At 55.8% G+C, this 19,315-nt stretch carries 17 protein-coding genes; 13 read left to right on the plus strand and 4 right to left on the minus strand.

Going from position 1 to position 19,315, the window contains the following annotated elements; genetic code table 11:
* Positions 1-12: 12 nt before the first annotated feature.
* Positions 13-1,116, plus strand: a complete 1,104-nt coding sequence (glgD, locus tag EH198_RS20485) for a glucose-1-phosphate adenylyltransferase subunit GlgD (RefSeq protein ID WP_124697389.1) — start codon at positions 13-15, stop codon at positions 1,114-1,116.
* 38 nt (positions 1,117-1,154) lie between these two features.
* Positions 1,155-3,587 (plus strand): glycogen/starch/alpha-glucan phosphorylase, encoded by a 2,433-nt coding sequence (locus EH198_RS20490; protein WP_124697390.1) that lies wholly within the window; start codon positions 1,155-1,157, stop codon positions 3,585-3,587.
* 130 nt (positions 3,588-3,717) lie between these two features.
* On the opposite strand, the gene EH198_RS20495 is transcribed toward EH198_RS20490, so the two are convergent.
* Positions 3,718-4,197 carry a GAF domain-containing protein gene (locus tag EH198_RS20495; RefSeq protein WP_124697391.1) on the minus strand — a complete coding sequence of 160 codons (480 nt, stop codon included), beginning with the start codon at positions 4,195-4,197 and terminating at the stop codon, positions 3,718-3,720.
* A 256-nt stretch (positions 4,198-4,453) separates the two neighbouring features.
* Between EH198_RS20495 and EH198_RS20500 the strand changes: the two genes are divergently transcribed.
* The 3 genes from EH198_RS20500 to EH198_RS20510 all read left to right on the plus strand — a co-directional run bounded on the left by EH198_RS20500 (position 4,454) and on the right by EH198_RS20510 (position 7,007).
* A complete protein-coding gene (locus EH198_RS20500) occupies positions 4,454-4,753 on the plus strand; it encodes a hypothetical protein (RefSeq protein WP_124697392.1) in 300 nt (99 codons plus the stop codon).
* A gap of 154 nt (positions 4,754-4,907) precedes the next feature.
* Complete coding sequence (locus EH198_RS20505; protein ID WP_124697393.1) at positions 4,908-5,486, plus strand: GNAT family N-acetyltransferase; 579 nt, start codon at positions 4,908-4,910, stop codon at positions 5,484-5,486.
* 6 nt (positions 5,487-5,492) lie between these two features.
* Positions 5,493-7,007, plus strand: coding sequence for an MDR family MFS transporter (locus tag EH198_RS20510; protein WP_124697394.1), 1,515 nt, complete (start codon positions 5,493-5,495; stop codon positions 7,005-7,007).
* 329 nt (positions 7,008-7,336) lie between these two features.
* On the opposite strand, the gene EH198_RS20515 is transcribed toward EH198_RS20510, so the two are convergent.
* Positions 7,337-7,804 carry a MarR family winged helix-turn-helix transcriptional regulator gene (locus EH198_RS20515; protein WP_025691115.1) on the minus strand — a complete coding sequence of 156 codons (468 nt, stop codon included), beginning with the start codon at positions 7,802-7,804 and terminating at the stop codon, positions 7,337-7,339.
* A gap of 316 nt (positions 7,805-8,120) precedes the next feature.
* On the opposite strand from EH198_RS20515, the gene EH198_RS20520 reads away from it, so the two are divergent.
* The 3 genes from EH198_RS20520 (at position 8,121) to EH198_RS20530 (ending at position 11,568) form a co-directional block, all read left to right on the plus strand.
* A complete protein-coding gene (locus EH198_RS20520) occupies positions 8,121-9,431 on the plus strand; it encodes an MFS transporter (protein WP_124697395.1) in 1,311 nt (436 codons plus the stop codon).
* Between the two features lie 101 nt (positions 9,432-9,532).
* Positions 9,533-10,285: an ABC transporter ATP-binding protein gene (locus EH198_RS20525; RefSeq protein ID WP_185702997.1), complete on the plus strand. Its 753-nt coding sequence runs from the start codon at positions 9,533-9,535 to the stop codon at positions 10,283-10,285.
* A 20-nt stretch (positions 10,286-10,305) separates the two neighbouring features.
* On the plus strand, positions 10,306-11,568 hold the full coding sequence (locus tag EH198_RS20530) for an ABC transporter permease (protein WP_185702998.1): 1,263 nt from the start codon (positions 10,306-10,308) through the stop codon (positions 11,566-11,568).
* A gap of 138 nt (positions 11,569-11,706) precedes the next feature.
* Here EH198_RS20530 and EH198_RS20535 read toward each other — a convergent pair whose 3' ends face one another.
* A complete protein-coding gene (locus tag EH198_RS20535; RefSeq protein ID WP_124697397.1) occupies positions 11,707-12,972 on the minus strand; it encodes a BaiN/RdsA family NAD(P)/FAD-dependent oxidoreductase in 1,266 nt (421 codons plus the stop codon).
* 237 nt (positions 12,973-13,209) lie between these two features.
* Here EH198_RS20535 and EH198_RS20540 point away from each other — a divergent pair, with 237 nt between their 5' ends.
* The 3 genes from EH198_RS20540 (at position 13,210) to nadE (ending at position 16,405) form a co-directional block, all read left to right on the plus strand.
* Positions 13,210-14,865 carry a two-component system sensor histidine kinase NtrB gene (locus tag EH198_RS20540; RefSeq protein WP_246014483.1) on the plus strand — a complete coding sequence of 552 codons (1,656 nt, stop codon included), beginning with the start codon at positions 13,210-13,212 and terminating at the stop codon, positions 14,863-14,865.
* 168 nt (positions 14,866-15,033) lie between these two features.
* The gene (locus EH198_RS20545; protein ID WP_124697398.1) at positions 15,034-15,468 is read left to right on the plus strand and encodes a BrxA/BrxB family bacilliredoxin; all 435 of its coding nucleotides are present in this window, start codon (positions 15,034-15,036) and stop codon (positions 15,466-15,468) included.
* Between the two features lie 130 nt (positions 15,469-15,598).
* Complete coding sequence (nadE, locus tag EH198_RS20550) at positions 15,599-16,405, plus strand: ammonia-dependent NAD(+) synthetase (protein ID WP_124697399.1); 807 nt, start codon at positions 15,599-15,601, stop codon at positions 16,403-16,405.
* Positions 16,406-16,493: 88 nt separating this feature from the next.
* On the opposite strand, the gene EH198_RS20555 is transcribed toward nadE, so the two are convergent.
* A complete protein-coding gene (locus EH198_RS20555) occupies positions 16,494-17,318 on the minus strand; it encodes an alpha/beta hydrolase family protein (protein ID WP_124697400.1) in 825 nt (274 codons plus the stop codon).
* 218 nt (positions 17,319-17,536) lie between these two features.
* On the opposite strand from EH198_RS20555, the gene acpS reads away from it, so the two are divergent.
* Positions 17,537-17,938, plus strand: a complete 402-nt coding sequence (gene acpS / locus EH198_RS20560; RefSeq protein WP_124697401.1) for a holo-ACP synthase — start codon at positions 17,537-17,539, stop codon at positions 17,936-17,938.
* 47 nt (positions 17,939-17,985) lie between these two features.
* Positions 17,986-19,302: an A/G-specific adenine glycosylase gene (mutY, locus tag EH198_RS20565; protein WP_246014484.1), complete on the plus strand. Its 1,317-nt coding sequence runs from the start codon at positions 17,986-17,988 to the stop codon at positions 19,300-19,302.
* Positions 19,303-19,315 lie beyond the last annotated feature (13 nt).

A 19,315-nucleotide genomic window follows, 5' to 3' on the forward strand; every position in this document is an offset into this window, starting at 1 on the left:
ACGGTGAACTCGATGAAACAGCTCATGGGAGTAATCAATCTTGATCATGAATTGGACCATTTAAACGAACTAACCTATTTCCGCTGCGGCGCAGCCGTGCCTTTTGCCAGCCGCTATCGTCTGATTGATTTTGTCCTCTCCAATATGATGCGTGCCGAACTGGAGAGCGTGGGGCTGTTCGTGCGCCGCAAATACCGCTCTCTGATGGACCATCTGGGCGACGGGAAATCATGGGATATGAACCGCAAGCACGGCGGTTTGTTTATTTTGCCTCCCGACTGGAACGACCCGACAGACACGTCTTTGGGGGATTTACAGCATTTTCATAACAACCTGGACTTCTTTAAACGGGCATCCGCCAAGTACCTTGTCCATTCCGGAAGCCAGCATATCAACACGATTGATGTTCAGGAGCTGTACAGCTATCACCTGCAAAAAGGCGCAGACGTCACGCTTGTATACAAAAAAATCGACCAGCTTGAGCCGGAGCATGATCCGTGCCTGCGTCTTGAGGTGGATGGAGAAGGCAATGTGACGAATATTCATCATGAGAAGAACCATCCGAATATTTATATGGATATGTTCATCATGGAAAAAGAATTTTTCCTCGAACAGGTGGAATACTGCATCGCCCACGGAGAAAGCTTCTTCTTCCGGGATGCCATACAGAAGAGACGCGATAAGCTCAAGATTGCCGCTTTTGAATATACAGGCTATCACGCTGTCATTAACTCTGTATCCAGTTATTACAAGAACAGCATGGAACTGTTGAACCAGAAAGAATACACGGATTTGTTCCGCGACAATCTGATCCAGACCAAAATTAAATACGAAGCTCCGACCCACTATCTGGAAAGCGCCAATGTAAGCAATTCGCTTGTGGCGAACGGCTGCATCATCGCGGGCACGGTGGAGAACAGCGTTATTTTCCGCGGCGTCCAAATCCGCAAGGGTGCGAAAGTTGTGAACTCCGTTATCATGCAGAAATGCATTATCGAAGAGGACGCTGTCATAGAGAACGTTATCTTGGATAAAGACGTGCAGCTTAGCCGGGAACGGATTCTCGTCGGCGACAGCAAGCGTCCGTTTGTCATAGCCAAGAGCAGCAAAATGTAAGGGCAGCAAAACATCCAGTGTCAGGAGGAACCTGCTTGTTGTTTACCGATAAAGAAGCATTCAAAGTAGCATTTGTCGATGATTTGGTCGGGAAGCTGGGCAAGCCGCTGGAAGAAGCAGTGAATGCCGATGTTTACCATATTCTGGGCAGTATGGTCCGTGCACAGGCTGGGAAGAATTGGGCGAATACGAACCTGAAATACAAGGCCGGCAAGGAAAAGCAGGTTTACTATTTCTCGATGGAATTCCTGATCGGCAGGCTGCTGGGCAATAACCTGCTGAATATGGGGGTTCTGGAGATGGTCCGGGACGGACTTTCGGAACTGGGCTTTTCTCTACAGGATGTCGAGGAGGAGGAAGCGGACGCAGGCCTGGGCAACGGCGGCTTAGGGCGGCTCGCGGCTTGCTTCCTAGATTCGCTGGCTTCCCTGCAGTATGCGGGGCATGGCTGCGGCATCCGTTACAAATACGGTCTGTTCGAGCAGAAGATCGTTGACGGGTATCAAGTGGAACTGCCCGATTACTGGCTGCAAAAAGATAACGTATGGGAAGTCCGGCGGGAAGACAAGAGCGTGGAAGTCAGATTCTGGGGACGCGTCGACATCGATAAGGTGGGCGAAAAACTCGTGTTCCGGCACAAGGATTACGAGGCGGTGCGCGCGGTCCCGTATGATGTGCCGATCATCGGCGCCGACCGGCGGCATGTCAATACACTGCGCAACTGGAGCGCCGAGTCGATTCTCCGGCCGGACAAAGCCTTCGGCCTGGAGTCGGGCACGGACTACCACAAATTCCTCGAGTATAAACGCTCGGTGGAATCCATCTCTGAATTTCTGTACCCGGACGATTCCGAATACGAGGGTAAGCTCCTGCGTCTGAAGCAGCAGTATTTCCTGTGCAGCGCCGGCCTGCAAAGTATTCTCCGAACCTTCGGGAAGCTGGGACTTCCCCTGTCCGAGCTTCCGGACAAGGTGGCGCTCCATATCAACGATACGCATCCTACACTCGTGATTCCGGAACTGATGCGGATTCTGATGGATGACAGGGGCCTTGAATGGGATGAGGCCTGGGATATAACGACTCGCATGGTTTCCTATACCAACCATACGATTCTTAGCGAAGCGCTGGAGAAATGGCCGGTGAACATGGTCCGCGAATTGGTGCCCCGGGTCTATCTCATCATCGAGGAGATTAACACAAGGTTCTGCGGCGAACTGTTGAGACGCTATCCCGGCGACCATAACCGGATTTCGCAAATGGCGATTATTTACGACGACCAGGTCCGGATGGCGCATCTGGCCATTGTCGGCAGCCACAGCGTCAACGGCGTGGCCGCGCTGCATACGGATATTTTGCGAAAACGGGAAATGAGACTGTTCGACGAGCTGTATCCGCGCCGGTTCAACAACAAGACTAACGGCATTACCCACCGGCGGTGGCTGATGCATGCCAACCAGGATTTGTCCGGTTTAATCACCGATGCGATCGGCTCGCGCTGGATGACGCATCCGCAGGAAATGATCGGTTTGATCAAATACTGCGAGGATTCCTCATTTCAGCAAAAGGTAGCCGATATCAAACGGAAGAACAAGCTGCGTCTGGCGGAATACATCAAGAGCCGGCATAACGTATTGGTCGACCCGGATTCGATCTTCGATGTGCAGGTCAAGCGGCTGCATGCCTATAAGCGCCAGCTGCTTAATATCCTGCATATCATGCATCTTTACAATCAGATCAAGGCCAGTCCGACGATCGATATGGTGCCGCGCACGTTTATTTTCGGCGCCAAAGCAGCTCCAAGCTATCATTTGGCCAAACGGATCATCAAGCTGATCAATACCGTTGCCGATATCGTCAATAAGGATTCCGACGTGAAAGGCAAAATCCGTATCTTCTTTCTGGAGAACTACTCGGTGTCGCTGGCCGAGAAGATCATCCCGGCTGCCGATGTCAGCGAGCAGATCTCGACGGCGAGCAAGGAAGCGTCGGGCACCGGCAATATGAAGTTCATGATGAACGGCGCGCTGACGATCGGAACAATGGACGGAGCCAATGTCGAGATGAACGAAATGATCGGCAACGACAATATGTTCCTGTTCGGACTGCGCGCTGAGCAGGTCTTGGATTATTACCAATACGGCGGTTATAACGCGCGCGGCATGTACAGCAGCGACAGCCGGGTGAAGGAAGTGCTGGACCAGCTTATTACGCCGGGACCGATCTGCTGCTACCACCAGGATTTCGAGCATATTTTCCATTCGCTGCTCGATAATAACGATGAATTCTTCGTGCTGAAGGATTTTCCGAGCTATGTCGAGACGCACGTGGAAATCGACCGCGCCTACCGGAACCGCGGCGAATGGCTGAAGAAATCGATCATCAACATCGGCCACTCCGGCAAATTCTCAAGCGATAATACGATTAGCCGATATGCATCCGAAATCTGGAATATCCGGCAGGTGCCGCTGTAAACCGCTGGGAGGCGGACGAAGGCGGAAATAAGGATAACGACAAACGGCTGCGCCCCGGGGATTCGGGAGCGCAGCCGTTATTTTTTGCATATGCAGGAGGAGCGCCATATTGAAGGCTGATGGGCAGATGTCAGAGGACCTCGGAGACCATGGCCGCAAAGCGCTCCAGAAACCGGCGTTCCTCGTCGTCGAACCGGTGCTTGAGCGGGCTGTCGATATCAAGCACGCCCAGCAGCCGGCCGTCCTTGATCAGCGGAACGACAACCTCGCTGTTGGATGCGGCGTCGCAGGCGATATGCCCCGGAAAGGCGTGTACATCATCCACGACAAGCGTCCTGCGCTCGTTCGCCGCCGTTCCGCACACCCCGCGGCCGAGCGGGATGCGGATGCAGGCCGGCAGTCCCTGAAACGGGCCGAGCACAAGCTCATTCCCGTCATACAGGTAGAAGCCGGCCCAGTTCGTATCCGTAAGGGAGAACTTGAGCAGCGCCGCAGCATTGGCCAAATTCGCGATTGCGTTCGGTTCGTCTTTCATCAAGGCCCCGAGCTGAGCCAGCATGGCTTCAAACCGCTCGCTGCGTGTTCCGTCATAAGGCATGGCCTGAAACATGGAGCATCACCTTTCTGTATATGAAGTCAGTCTTAAATAAGTAAACTGTTGTAACTATCAACATAGTACAGCCGTTAAGCAGCCGTCAAGCTTTGGCGCAGTATTGTCAGAATTTAAATCTTTTGTTTATCAAATTTATGGATTGCCCAACATTAGTCTCCCTTTTCCGTTCTTTCCCAATGAGTGTTTCCCAGCCCTGGCCAGAGGGTAATGAATTCATAAATAAAGGAAGGCTTATTGCCGGAAGGAGTGAAACATGCGCGCCGATGTACAGAACATGTTCATAGGAATCCACATGCTTTATTACGCCCGCGAGCGGGACCTGACGGTAGCGGATATGCAGAATGAGCTTGAGAAATACGGGTATCGTATAGGCGAGCGGGAGGTCAAGCAGGAACTGGAGCGTTTGACGCAGGAAAACTTCCTGACCGCCCATGGCGAGGAGTACAGCATTACGGGTACGGGAATCGAGGAGTTCAAGGGAATTCTGGCCAAGCTGGAATTGGTGTGCAGCGAGGTTCTGAAGCCGGTCAAGGCTGCAGGAACTACCGGCTGAATCAAGGAAGCGGGGGTTACCCGGACAATGGCGGAGCGGACATTCATTATAATAATGGCGTCAGTAACGGAAGGCGTGCTGCCCTCCTGTGCGGACGCTATTTTTGTTGTCTCGAAAATAGGGTATAATTGACAGGTTCAAAGGGGGCGAGAGGATGAAGGAGCACAGCGGAACGGCGCCTGTGCTAACCGGCCGCAGGCTGACACTGCGGGCTTTAAGACAGGAAGATGCCAGTGCGCTTCTTCACTGCTGGTCCCACCCGGAAGCGGCCTGCTGGCTTGGAATCCAGCCGCTGACCTCAAGGGCGGAAGCGGAAGAGTTGATCCGGCTGCTGCTGGAGATGGAGCGCGGGGAGGAGAGCCTGCGCTGGAGCATCGTGCTTTCCGGCGGAGAAGTGATCGGCAGCTGCGGCTATAACAGCTGGCAGCTCGCGGGGGCCTTCCGCGGCGAGGTGGGCTGCGAGCTGGCCCCAGCATTTTGGGGCCAAGGCTATATGCGCGAAGCGCTGACGCTGGCGCTGGGCTACGGCTTCGAAGAGATGAGGCTCAACCGGGTGGAGGCGCAGTGCCATCCGGCCAACCTCCGGTCGGGCCGGCTGCTCACTTCACTTGGCTTTCGCCGGGAAGGAACGCTGCGCGAGTACCGCCATACACCGTCCGGGTTTCAGGATGTTGACTTATATGCGCTGCTGCGCAAAGAATGGCTTGGTTTAATATCAGAGAGAGAAGGATAATGATTCATGAAGTTACCGGGAATGACAGAACGCGGGCTTATTTTGACAGGGGTGCTGCTGGCGACCTTCCTGGCCGCGATTGAAGGCACCGTAACCGGCCCCGCTGGACCGGCCATTGTCGGCGATTTCGAAGGCATGCAGTGGCTCAGCTGGATATTTACCGCTTATCTGCTGGCAATGGCGGTGACCACGCCGATTTTCGGCAAAATCAGCGATCTGTTCGGCCGGAAGCCCGTATTTATAGGGGGTGCGGTTGTGTTTCTGACAGGCTCGCTGCTGTGCGGCCTGTCGCAGAGCATGGAGCAGCTCGTGGCCTTTCGCGCGCTGCAGGGGATGGGAGCCGGAGCGCTGATTCCGATGACGTTTACGATTATCGGCGATATATACAGTATCAAGGAGCGGGCCAGAACCCAGGGCATGCTCAGCTCGGTATGGGGAATTTCCTCTCTTGTCGGCCCGCTGCTGGGCGGTTATGTGGTGGATTACCTAAGCTGGCGCTGGGTTTTTGTCTTTAACCTGCCGTTCGGCCTGCTGGCGATTGCCTTTATCGCCCGCTATTTGAAAGAAGAACGGATACGCCGCAAGACCGAGATCGACATAGCCGGTGTGCTGCTGTTCGCGGCGGGCATGGGCGCGCTGCTGTTCGGCCTGTCCACGGGCGGACAGAACTTCCCGTGGAACTCGCCGCTGCTAATCGCCGTGCTCGCGGCTTCCGTGGTGCTGCTGGCCGCTTTTTGGGCCGTGGAGCGGCGCGTTCCTGAGCCTATACTGCCCTTGAGATTGTTCCGGGTCCGCAATATCGCGTTCTCGACAGGCGCGAATCTGCTGATCAGTACACTGGTTATCGGGCTGTCCACGTATGTGCCGCTCTGGGTGCAGGGGGTGGATGGAGGCAGCGCGGCGTTGTCTGGCCTGCTGCTCGCTCCTTTGTCAGTCGGCTGGATGTTCGGCTCCGTGGCGGGGGGGCGTATGATTCTGCGCGAAGGCTCGCGCAGAACGGCCATGCTTGGCCTTGCGTTGATCTTAGCTGGGGCCTTCGGCCTGGCAATGTTGTCCCAGGGCTCATCCCGCTTTTTGATGCTTGTCCTGATGCTGCTCTGCGGCGTCGGCTTCGGCTATTGCTCGACCGTCTTCACGATTATCGCCCAGTCCTCGGTCGGGTATGGCATGCGCGGAGCTTCGACGGCGCTGAATACGTTCACACGCTCGCTCGGACAGACGGTCGGGGTGGCCGTGTTCGGCTCATGGATAAACCTGCGAATCGACCACATGCTGAAGGGCTCTCCTTCGGTCGGAGTTTCCGGAGAAGACATCAACAAGCTGCTGAATGCCCAAGCCGGAGATTCGTTGTCCGGCAGGGAGGGCGATGTCCTGCGGACAGCGCTGGAAGGCGGCCTGCATTCGCTCTTTATCGTTATGGCCGTTATCGCCGGGCTGTCCCTGCTGATTTCGGCGGGTCTCCGAAGCGGAGTTCCGGCGCCTGAAAGCCGGGGGGCTGTCTCTAAAGAAGGTTTAGGCTAGCATACCTCCCTAATCGCTCGGTGTACACCTGGAGCAGACTATTTGCGAAAAATGTCTTCCAACCTTAGCTTTTTCGCCGCACTGCGGCGGGCAAATGCCTGTTCCTGGAGCTGTGCGGGCGAGCTTAAAGCATGATTTCACAAGAAGAAACGGCTTCGCCGTCCTCACAGGAGGAGGGCATCCGTTTCTCGTAGAAATATAACGCCAACGATAGGCGCAAAGCATATAAAGTCTTATATTTAGAAAAAAGCGGCTGCGCCGCCCTTGCAAAGGGTGGTGCAGCCGCTTTTTGCGTACACGTACAGCCGGTGGGAGCGTACAGCCGATGCCTATTTCCGCGGAAGCGGAGACAGCTTCTCGGCCTGTAGGCCCATCTTTTTCAGCAGAACGATCATCTGCTCTTTCTCCTCGTCGTTCAGTCCGCTGAAGGCGAGATGGATGCGTTCCGAATATTTCGGGTACATATCGTTCATCAGGCGCTCTCCCTCGGCCGTCAGTTCCGCAAAAATAACGCGGCGGTCGGTAGGGCAGGGCTTGCGCTGCAAATAGCCGCGTTCTTCAAGCTTGTCGATGACGTAAGTGACGTTTCCGCTTTGGAGCAGCAGCTTGGCGCCGATCTGCTGGATAGGCTGCGGTCCTTTATAGTAGAGCACTTCCATGACGGCAAAGGCCGTCGGATTGAACCCTTCGATTTTACTTCCGATTACGGCATGCTCATTGATACTCTTGAAAGACTTGGCGAACACCCGGTACAAGTGCAGCGTCAGCTGGGTATCGCGTTCATAGGATTGTATCATGCATCTCTCACCCTTTTTTTTCAATTCTTCGTGCGGGCCGCCCGCAGGGTTGAACAATCTCATCCTGAAAGCACGGTCACCTGTGCAGCGAACCTGTATATATCCATACAATACGTTAAAAAATTGAAGAAAAACATGTGATTTGTCACAATGAGCAACTTTTAATTATTAAAAATCAAAATGCTTTCGTTCTCTGTGCCGAGACTAAAATCGGCCTTTGCGGGTAGAGGCGATTACACCCCGGGACCGATGGTGAACGGCTCCTGTTGTCTTATTATGGAAGTATAAACGATAGGGACGATAGGAGTGGAAGGAAATGCAGGATCGAAACAATCCCAATGAACAAAAAAGCAAGCTGAAGCTGGGCCGCCCGCTGACGCTGCTGCTCTCGGCGCAGCTCGTATCGAATGTGGGCGATTGGCTCCATGTGCTCGCGCTGCTGACGATGGTCGGCCTGAAGTGGAACGCCACGCCCTGGGAGATTACGGCTATCTCGCTGTGCATGGCCGCTCCAATGCTGCTGGGCGGGCCGTTCGCCGGAGTGGCCGCCGACCGGCTGAACCGCAAGGCGCTGATGATCGGCTCGGATGTGGTCCGCGCGGTTATCGTTGCCTCGCTCGTATTCGCCGGGTCGCTGAGCCAAGTCTACGTGCTGCTGCTACTGAAGGGAGCGATGGACGTCATCTTCTCGCCTGCCAAAAGCGGTAAGCTTAAAGAGCTGGTTCCCGCTTCGCAAATGGATGCCGCGGTTAGCTTAAGCTCCTCTATTGAACAAATCACGAAAATAATCGGGCCCGCCCTCGGAGGTCTGCTTGTTGCGATGTTCGGCATCTCCGTCTGCTACCTAATCGACGCCGCGACGTTTCTTGTATCGGCTGCGATTCTGGTCGCCCTGCCGCGGGGGCGGAGAATGGGATCTGAGAACCGGGCGGAAGGACGCTCCGGAAACCGGCCGTCTTTCCGCAGTGAAATGGCCTCGGGTATGCGGATTATTGCCGGAATGCCCGCTGTGCTGAGCGGCATTCTTATGCTCGTATCCGTTCTGCTCGTGCTGAATATCGCCGATTCGCAGCTTGTGACGCTGTTTCGGATCATTCCCGGCGTCAGCGGCGATCTGCTGGGCTGGTGCGTAGGGGCAAGCGGGCTGGGCACGCTGATCGCCGCGCTGCTGGTCGGACGGATGGGCAGTTCACGGCCTCCGCTTCTCTTCATGGGCCTTGGCGCCGTATTGATGGGGGCAGTATTCGCCGGGGCAGCCGTGGCGACCGCTTACGGCAAACCGGGAGCGGTCATTTATATTATTTTATTCTCCGCCTTTCTGCTGGCAGGAGCCGGAGCGGGGCTTGTCTTCATTCCGTTTCAGTCGATGCTGCAAAAGCGGACACCCGAAGCCTATACCGGCCGGGTTTTCGGAACAGTCAACAGTCTGGCCAGCGCGTCCGTCATTTTGGGACCGGTGGCCGGCGGGGCGCTCGTTACGGCGTCGGGTCCGGTAGCCGCCTTTATCGTCTCCGGACTGCTTACCCTGCTGCTGGGCGCGGCGATGCTGACGCTCCGGGGCTATATCGACCGCAGGGATCAAGCGGCCGGCGCCGGAGCCGCCGGAGAGAAGGCGGCTGCGTACTAATGAGGAGTAGCTGCAAAACCCGTGATCAAGTGGTAAGATGTGTATTAGTGTCCGGCGCGGGAATGCGGCGTTGACCTTTATTATTTATACATTACTGGGAGATGGAGCAGTTGGAAGATAAAGAAACGGGATGTGAGATGCCAGAGCAGCCGGATATTGTACTGGACGTTGCCATAGCCGAAGCGGGGTACGAGGAAGGAGATATTCGTATCGCGGATATTTCGTTTACCGTCCGGCGCGGTCAGCTGCTTGGACTGATCGGTCCGAACGGAGCCGGCAAAAGCACGACAATCAAGACCATGCTCGGCTTGTTGAAGCATGCGAAGGCCAAGGTGGAGATCGGCGGTTCGGGCGGCGGTTCCTACGCCTATGTGCCGGAGCAGCCGGTCTTTTATGAGGATTTGACGCTGTGGGAGCATCTTGACCTGTCTGCAGCCGCTTACGGGCTGGATTACGGACAATTCAAGGAGGCGGCGCAGCGTCTGCTCCGCCAGTTCGGCATGGAGCATGTGCGCGACGATCTGCCGGCGGGCTTCTCCAAAGGGATGAAGCAGAAAATGATGCTGATGCTCGGCTTTCTTGTACAGCCTGACGTTTATATCGTAGACGAGCCGTTCATCGGCCTCGATCCCCGCGCGACCAAAGACTTCCTGCGTCTGCTTGAGACGGAGCGGCGGCGCGGAGCCGGAGTGCTGATGTCGACGCATGTGCTGGATACGGCGGAAAAAATTTGCGACTCCTTTGTGCTCGTTTCCGCCGGAAAGGTGGCGGCCTCCGGGACGCTTGAGAATATCCGCGCGGCGGCGGGGCTGCCGGAAGCCTCGCTCTTTGACTGCTTCGATGAGCTGGCATGATGGGGGAGGAAAAGCTTGCCATGAACAATCCGATTGAGGGCCGGCACGGCTATGACACCCCTGCACCCCGGCGTTTGCTGCGGAGGCGGCTTGGCCACCACTGGAAAGAACAATGGGGCATCATCCGTACCGCCGCGGACTGGACGGTGTTTCTGTACATCCTCATTCCGGGCGGGCTGCTTGGCGGAAGATATTATTACGGATTCTGGAATGAGCCGCTTCCGACATGGAGCACGCTCCTGCCCTATGCCCTCCTTCCGGCGCTGCTCGCCTTACTGATGCAGGGCGGCATTCTGCTGCTGATGCATGAAGGAGACCTGCTGTTCTTGCGGCAGCGCAAGGAATGGATGCGAACGGTTATGCTGGGCGGAATCTTGTACAGCCTGTCGGTCACGGCGCTGAAAATTACTGCAGGATTTCTGATCCTGCTGCCGTTTCTTGTTCGCGGATACGGGCTAAGCGGCGCGGGTGCGGGAGCGCTGCTCGCTCTGAGCCTGTGCTGCGGGACATGCGTCAAGCTGCTCACGCATAATGTAAGGGTACAGAAGCAGGGATGGCGGAGGTGGCTGTGGATGCTGCTCGCCGCATGGCTGCCCTGCGGACTGTACATTCGCGCCGCCGCGGTATGGAGCGTTCATCCGGCGCTGCTGCTGCTTGCCGCAGCTGTGTATGCTGCTGTGGCGGCTGCCGCGCTGCGGGCAAGGCTTGCCCTAAGGGGCACGTTCCTCGGCGACGTGCGCGAGGACTTCAAGCAGCGGATGAAAATAGCCGGATTGCTGCTGAGAGGCGTCATCGATAAACCTCGGCCGACCCGGCATAAGCCGTGGACCTTCCGTAAATCCCGGCCGCTGCTGCGCCCCGGTACTCCTGAAAGCCGGCTTGCCGGTGCATCGATCAAGGCGTTTATACGCAATCCGGGACATTTCAAGCTGTATCTTCAGTTTACCGGAGTGGGCGCTATAGCCATTCTGATCGTGCCGGGAATGCTGAAATGGGCTGTCTGCATTGTGCTGGTCTTATTGATGGCCTCCTGGCTGGTCTCGTACTGGAAGGTGTTTTCCAGTGAAGAGTTCATTGCGCTGCTCCCGTTCGGCAAAGACCAGAAAGCGGACGCGGGGAGCAGGGCGGTTCCGATTCTCATCCTTCCTTTTTCCGTATTGTGCTCGGCAGCGGCCTCGGTGCCGTTGTACGGCTGGTGGGGGCTGGCGGTGTTCATCCCCGCCGGCGCGGTGATCGGCATTATGGCGGCAAGGGTATTTACTGCTTTGCGCCTGGCCAGATAATCGGAATGAATAAAAGTACCAGCGTGAACGGCGAAGATATCGTACGTTCACGCTGGTTTTATTTTACAAGTAAATTTGTTTCATACCGGAATTTACCGGGTAAGTGGGAATTACTCTGAATATTCAGAAGACCCACGCTCAGGCTTCCTGCCGGGCGGCATGCATCCCGGCCGTATATCCCGTAGAGAAAGCCGCAGTGATATTATACCCGCCCGTATATCCGTGTATATCCAGGATTTCACCGCAGAAATACAGACCCGGCATCAGCTTTGACTGCATGGTTCCGGGATCGACTTCCTTCAAATGGATGCCGCCCCCCGTAACAAACGCTTCCTCCAAAGGACGGGTACCGTGAGCAAGAACCGGCATGCGCTTCATTAGGGCGGCGAGCGCCGCAAGGCTGCTTTTAGAGAGATGAGGCCCAGTAAGGTCGCCGTCAATTCCGGCTTTGGACAGCAGAAGCGGAATAAGCCGTTCCGGCAGCAGCCCCTTTAGCGCGTTACGGACCGCCTTTTTGGACTCAGCTTCCAGCTTGTCCTGCAGCTGCGCTTCCGTCTCATTCGGCCGCATATCGGGGAACAGATCAATGGAAAGTTCGACGGATTGTTTTCCTGTCTTGCGCTGAACCTGCCGCAGAAACTGGCTGCAGCGCAGCGCAATCGGACCGGACAGCCCGAAATGGGTAAAAATCATATCGCCCCTGTGGGAGATCAGCTTTTTGCCTTTTTCATTCCATACGGAGAGCTCCACATCGCGAAGAGAAAGCCCTTGCAGCTCGCCGGATTTGATCCAATCCTCGCGCGATACAATTGGCACCTCCGTCGGGTACAGCTCCGTAACGGTATGGCCCGCCGCTTCGGCCCAGGCATAACCGTCGCCGGTAGAACCGGTATGCGGAACCGATTTGCCTCCGGTTGCTATAATGACCGCCCGGCCAGTCAGCCTTTTTCCCGAAGCCAGAAGGACGCCGTGAACGCAGTCCTTCCCATAAACCACTTCGCGGACCGGACTGTCCGTGATGACCTGAACGCCGAGACTTTTTACTTTGCCGACCAATGCAGAGACGACACTGGAAGCTTTATCGGAAACGGGGAACATTCGGCCGTTATCTTCTTCCTTTAACCGAATACCCAAATTTTCAAAAAAGTCGACAATGGAACGGTTGTCGAAATGGCCGAGCGCGCTGTACAAAAAACGTCCATTTCCCGGAATATGGGTGATCAGTTCTGCCGTTTCTTTCATATTAGTCACATTGCAGCGGCCTCCGCCGGAGATGCCCAGCTTGCGCCCAAGCTTGGTTCCCTTGTCGATCAGCAGCACGGAGGCCCCGTGTTCCGCTGCGGCTACGCTGGCCATCAGACCGGAAGGTCCGCCGCCGATGACGATAACATCGAATTCACTCATGAAATTGACTCCTTTTGCAAATTGCAAGGCTGCGTTTGATTCAGGTCTCATCATACCATTACCGCCCCGGAGGGGACCAGTCCCGCCCTTAGAGGGTATTCTCTCATTGTCAGATTGAACGGATATGCTTTAATCTAAGTTTGCACATAAAATTAACCGGTTCGGACGGTGATCACAATTACAACTGCGATAAAAGATATAATCCTGCAAATAGCCGCTGCCTCATCTTTTTTGCTGTTGTTTCAATGGAGGCTGAATCAAAGCCATCCAGCGCGCAGAAATCTCAAATTTCCCGATGACCAGACCTTCCTTGTGCTGGCCTGCGCACTTAGCCTTATTCTTTGCTCTGCGCTGTCCAGCAGTCTGTTCGGGATTATCAATTTGAACTGGGCAGTGCTCCCGGCGTTTATCGGCATGCTGTATGGAAGCTTCCGCTCCCGCCTTGTCCTTGGGGTATTGCTGCTGGTTTGCACCAGTGTATTTCACTATCCGTTCACGCCGCTCCATATTTTGCTCGATTCGAATATTTTAATATTCCCGCTGGTATTCAGTCTGGCCAAACGATTCAAGCGGGGAACGGATTTGGAGAAAATTTCGATTATGTGGGGATTGTTGGCATCGTGCACCTTGTTTAGAGTGCTTACCCCTCTGCTCGACGGCAAAAGTTACTCCGGGCTGCAGACGGATGAAATCGTGCTTATCCTAAGTATGCTGTTTTTCAGATTCCTGCTGGGTGGCTTAATGATCTACTTGATTGAATCCGCCTTGGACAAGCTGGAAATTGATGAGCGCATGGCCCATATGTCCGAGAAATTCAAGCAGGAAACCGATAATTTCCAGCAGATTACCAATATGGTGCCCTTAAGCATTATTTCCATTGACGATAACTACAAGATTACCAGCATTAACGATACGATGATGAAGAAATTGGAGAATCGACTGCCTAATATAAAAAGGAGCGATGTTCTGTTTCTTCCCGTGTTCGACCTGATACATAAGCTGAAGCTCAACGAGGAAAAGGAATTGGACCGCCTTCTGGAGATTATTTTTCTTAAACACAGGTTCATGGAAAGGGTAACTTGCTCAGGGAGAGTTCTGCATATTTTTGCCGCTCCCCTGGTTCCACAAGCACCCGGGCAGATCGGAGGGATGGTTCTGGTCATTCAAGATGTGACGGAGGAAGAGCTGATCCGAAGCGAACTGGACCATGTCGAGCGGTTGACGCTGGTAGGGCAGATGGCGGCTGGGATTACCCATGAGATTCGCAATCCGATGGCGGTGGTCCGCGGTTTCCTGCAATTGATGAGAGAGAAAAGCTCTTCAGATATGGATTCTTATTACCAGATTGTTATGGATGAGCTGGACCGGGCCAACAGTATTATTACCGACTTTCTGTCGCTTGCGCAGAGCGGCATATCCAGCAAGGAGGACGGCAATCTTCATGATGTGATCGAAGAATTGGCGCCGCTGCTGTGGGCCGATGCGAATCTTCGCGGGCAAAGCGTTGAACTCAAGCTGTGCGATTCCCTGCCGGTTCTGCGGCTCAATATTAAGGAAATCAAGCAGGTTGTTCTGAACCTGGGACGCAATGCCATGGAAGCGATGGAGCCGAAGGGAGTGCTGACGCTGGAAACCCGCTGTGAGTCGGGAATGGTGGAGCTGCTGGTAAAGGATACGGGTTGCGGAATGTCGGAGATGGAGCTCGAGAAGCTGTTCGTTCCTTTCTTTACCACCAAGGATCAAGGGACCGGGCTGGGCCTCCCGCTATGCCTCAGTATCGTCGAGCGGCACGGCGGTACGATTTCCGTCGATTCCCGCACGGGAGCCGGAACGGTCTTTACCGTGTCCTTTCCTTACGAGGCTCAGGAGAAAGCGACGTACGCCGAAGTTTAAACGGGAGACCGTTTGAAACCGGATGCCCTACCTGCCAACCGCTTCAAAGCTGGTGCAGCTAGGTCTGCCGCTTGCTTTCGGAGAGTAGGAATGTATAATAAAGTTAGCAAGTGTCACTGTTAAAAAGTTAATTGACAAGCTATTAAGCGTAGAGGAGAGTGCAGAACCATGTCCATGTCTTTTGACCAATATATGAGAGATTCAATTCAACCGATGCGCGACGATCTGACCAATATCGGCTTTACGGAACTGAGAACGCCGGAGGAAGTGAAAGCCGCACTGCCAAGCACCAAGGGAACCTCGCTTGTCGTTGTCAACTCTGTCTGCGGATGTGCCGCCGGACAATGCCGTCCCGGTGTTGCCCAGGCGCTGCAAAATGAGATCAAGCCGGATCACCTGTTCACCGTCTTTGCCGGCCAGGAGAAGGAAGCAACCGCCAAAGCGCGCGAGTATTTCGCTCCTTACCCGCCTTCTTCCCCTTCAATCGCCTTGATGAAGGATGGAGAACTGGTCCATTTTATTGAGCGTCATGGGGTGGAGAACCGCTCAGCTGCCGAAATCGCGGAAGAGCTGAAGGAAATCTTTGACCGCTACTGCCAATAAAGCTAAGAAACTTACACGCTATTTCATCCCGCGGCGCCGATTTTTTGGCGCCGCGGGATTATTTTTGGACATATACGGACAAGACTTTCTTGAACTAAGATTTCAGCGTGATGAAACGGAGTGAGCTGCTGTGAGCAAGCAGGAAGAGATCATTGCCGCCCTCGGCGTAAAACCGGCGATCGATGCGGAGGCGGAAGTAAGGAAGAGAGTCGATTTTCTGAAAGCGTATATTGTGGAATCGGGAACCAAGGGACTGTTGATTGCGATAAGCGGAGGCGTGGACAGTGCGGTGGCCGCTGGTTTATGCAAACGCGCGACGGATGAGTTGACCGCCGAACAGGGCAGGGAGTATATGACGCTAGGGGTCTTCCAGCCTTATGGGGAGCAGGAGGATATCGTTCACAGCTACGCGGTTGCCCAAACGTTCGGGCTTAAGACGGTGGAGACGAATATAGAGGATGCCGTTGACGAGATCGCGCTTGAAACGGAGTATGCGCTGAAGGCAATGGGACAGCACCGCCATATGACGCATCAGGGCAAAGGGAATATCAAAGCGAGAACGAGGATGGTGATCCAGTATGCGCTCTCCTTTGAGAACAACCTGCTCGTGGTCGGCACCGACCACGCATCCGAAGCGATCACCGGCTTTTACACCAAATGGGGCGACGGAGCCGTAGATATTGCGCCGCTTTCTTCCCTGAACAAACGCCAAGTCCGCCAGCTGGCCTCTTATCTCGGCGTTCCTGCCGAAATCATCGAGAAGGCGCCGACCGCCGGATTGTGGGCCGGACAGACGGATGAAGCCGAGCTCGGTATTACATACGAGGACAACAGCGATTACCTGGAAGGAATGCCGGTGAGGCCCGAAGCTGCGGAACTGCTGGAGAAATTCTACCGGAGAACTGCGCATAAGCGGGGCGTCATTCCCGGCATCTAAGATCGGCACCGTGCCTTGTTAACCGCACAGCCGCGGCAGTTTTGCGCCAGGAGGACTGGCCGCCGCGGGCGGTGTTCATGCGGGGAATTCAGGAGCGCAGCACCCGGTCAATAAAGGCTTCAGTCGCGAATAAGGCTTGCTCCAATTGCGGGGTAGGCCCGGCAAACGGATGGACCGTTCCAAAGGTATGATCTCCTTCCGGAATTTGAATCCAGTCGATATCCGGTCTAATGGCGGTCAGCTTCTCGGACCCCTGACGCAGACGGGCGCCGTCCTTGCTTCCCTGGATGAGCGTAACTGGAAACTTCGCCGTCCGCATCCGTTCTATAATATTGTAACGCTGCTTCTGAAGCTCCAAATCCTCCAGAATGACGGCATCCAGAGGCATTTGCTGTCCGGTCCGCCCGTTCAGGACATAGGCGCGGCCTTTTTCGCGCATGTCCTGCTTCTGTTCTTCCGTGAACAGGTCCAGATCGGTGACACCGTTCCAGGAGATGACGCCGGCGACTTCGCCCGGATGGTCAAGAGCATACAGCAGGCAGTCGCCCCCGCCCCGGCTGTGTCCCAGGAGGAAGAGCGGAAGTCCGCCAAGCTTCGGATGCTGGCTGAGATAGGAGAGCAGCACTTCCAGATCTTTGAGCTCACGGTGGTATGTATTCCGGGCGAATTTCTCAAGCTCGGTGAAATTCTGGAGATCCTCGCCGATCCCGCCATGGGAGAAATTGAAGGTGACGACCTCATGCTTCCCGCTCAGCGATTCCGCGGCATAAGGTAACATTCCCCAATCCTTGAAGCCTTTATAGCCGTGAGCGATTACGATCAGACTGGCTGCCGCTCCCCGGGAGGGGAAACGCGTACAACGCAGAACGGCGTCATCCCCTGCGGGTATTTTAAAATTGGTGCTTCGACTCATCAGAAAACGTCCCCTCTCGTATGCGAACGGCTGTTCCATTGCAGTCGCCGAAGACGCCGCGGAGGCGGCGCATGGACTTCGGCGCGGTTTTCTTTTAAAATATAAGAATTTATAAGCCGTTTCTTCTTAAGATAGCAGAAAGCCTGCCTCAACACTATACTATTATACCATTCCCCATATGAATTTACGGAAAAAGAAGATTTGAGGAGCGTGTACTCTTGATATATGGAATCGGGCATGATGTGCTGGAAATCGAACGGATTGCCGTCCTGCTGAAAGGACGGCTCGGCGGCAGGCTCACACGCCGTATTCTGACCGGGGGCGAGCTTCGCCTGGCCGGAAGCCGCGGCGGCCTTACGGCCGAATTCGCCGCCGGACGGTTTGCCGCCAAGGAAGCCGTCGCCAAGGCGTTCGGGAGCGGAATCGGAGCCGCGCTGGGGTTTGCGGATATCGAAATCCTCCCCGGGGAGAATGGCAGACCCGAGGCGGTCCTTTCGGAAAAAGCCTGGAAGAGGCTGGGTCTGCCAGGAGGATATCCATACGTCATCCACCTTACGATTACGCATACCCGGGGTCTGGCGTCGGCCTTTGCCGTCGTTGAACAGCGGGTGAAAGAATAACGGCACAGCGGATTGTTCATAAGAATTTGACACCAAGGAGCGTGACCATGGCACAGGAGGAAGGGCAGGACATGAAGCGGCAGGAAGATATGGAGTTCTTCAGCCGTCATTTGCTGGAGTGGTACCATAGGCAGAAGCGCGATTTGCCGTGGCGGCGCTCCCGCGACCCGTATCATATCTGGGTATCGGAAATTATGCTGCAGCAGACAAGGGTGGATACGGTCATCCCGTATTTTAACCGCTTTATCGGGCGCTTCCCGACTATCGAGTCTTTGGCCGAAGCGCCGGAGGAAGAAGTGCTGAAATGCTGGGAGGGACTTGGTTATTACTCCAGAGCCCGTAATTTGCAGCATGCCGCCAGACAGGTGGAGGATGCTTATGGGGGAAAGGTTCCGGACGACCGTGAAGCGGTGTTCGGCCTCAAGGGGGTAGGCCCTTATACGGCGGGAGCGATTCTCAGCATCGCCTTTAACCGGCCGGAGCCGGCGGTGGACGGGAATGTCATGCGGGTGCTCTCCCGCTTCTTTCTGATCGAAGACGATATTGCCAAGGCCAAGACCCGGGTCAAAATGGAAGGCCTCGCGAAGGAGCTTATTCCCGGCGGCGAGGCCTCCCATTTCAATCAGGCGCTGATGGAGCACGGGGCGCTTGTCTGCACCCCGAAATCGCCGCGCTGCCTGGTCTGCCCGGTGATGGAGCGCTGCGCCGGGCGGCTTGCTGGCCGCGAGACTACGCTGCCCGTCAAGACCAAGGCCAAGCCGCCGCGCCCGGAAGCGCGGCTGGCGGCCCTGGTGGAGGGCCGCGGCGAGCGCGCGGGCCGGGTGCTCATCCGGCAGCGGCCGTCCAGCGGGCTTCTGGCCCGCATGTGGGAGCTGCCGCACTGGCCGGCGCCGGAGAATGACGGCGCCGGCGGTGGAGCCGCGCGGCCGGAGGACGCGGCCGCGATGGACCGGCTGCGCCGGTCCCTGGCCGAGGCCGGGATCTCCGCCCGGCCGGAGGAGCACTTTATGGCTGCCGAGCACACGTTCAGCCATATCCATTGGACCCTGCAGGTGTACCGCTGCAGGGAGGAACGGCTTCCGCTGCCGATGGCTGCGGAAGCGCGGGCGCCGTACGCTGCGCAGCGTACGGCCGTAGAGGCGCCGGCAGAGGCTTCGCCGCCGGCGCTGTTTCCGGCGGCGGACTCCGCCGATCCGGGCGCGGCGCCCGAGCTTTTCGCCGACGAGGCCGGCCATGCCGGCGAGCGGGCGGAAATGCGCTGGATCGGGCGCGAAGACATGGCGAATTACGCTTTTCCGAACGTCTTCCTTAAGCTGCTGAACGCTTATTTCGATCAAAGGGACGCTGCGGCATCCGGCGGGTAGATTGTTTAGCGGA

The organism is Paenibacillus rhizophilus (assembly GCF_003854965.1).
Taxonomy (GTDB): domain Bacteria; phylum Bacillota; class Bacilli; order Paenibacillales; family Paenibacillaceae; genus Paenibacillus_AQ; species Paenibacillus_AQ rhizophilus.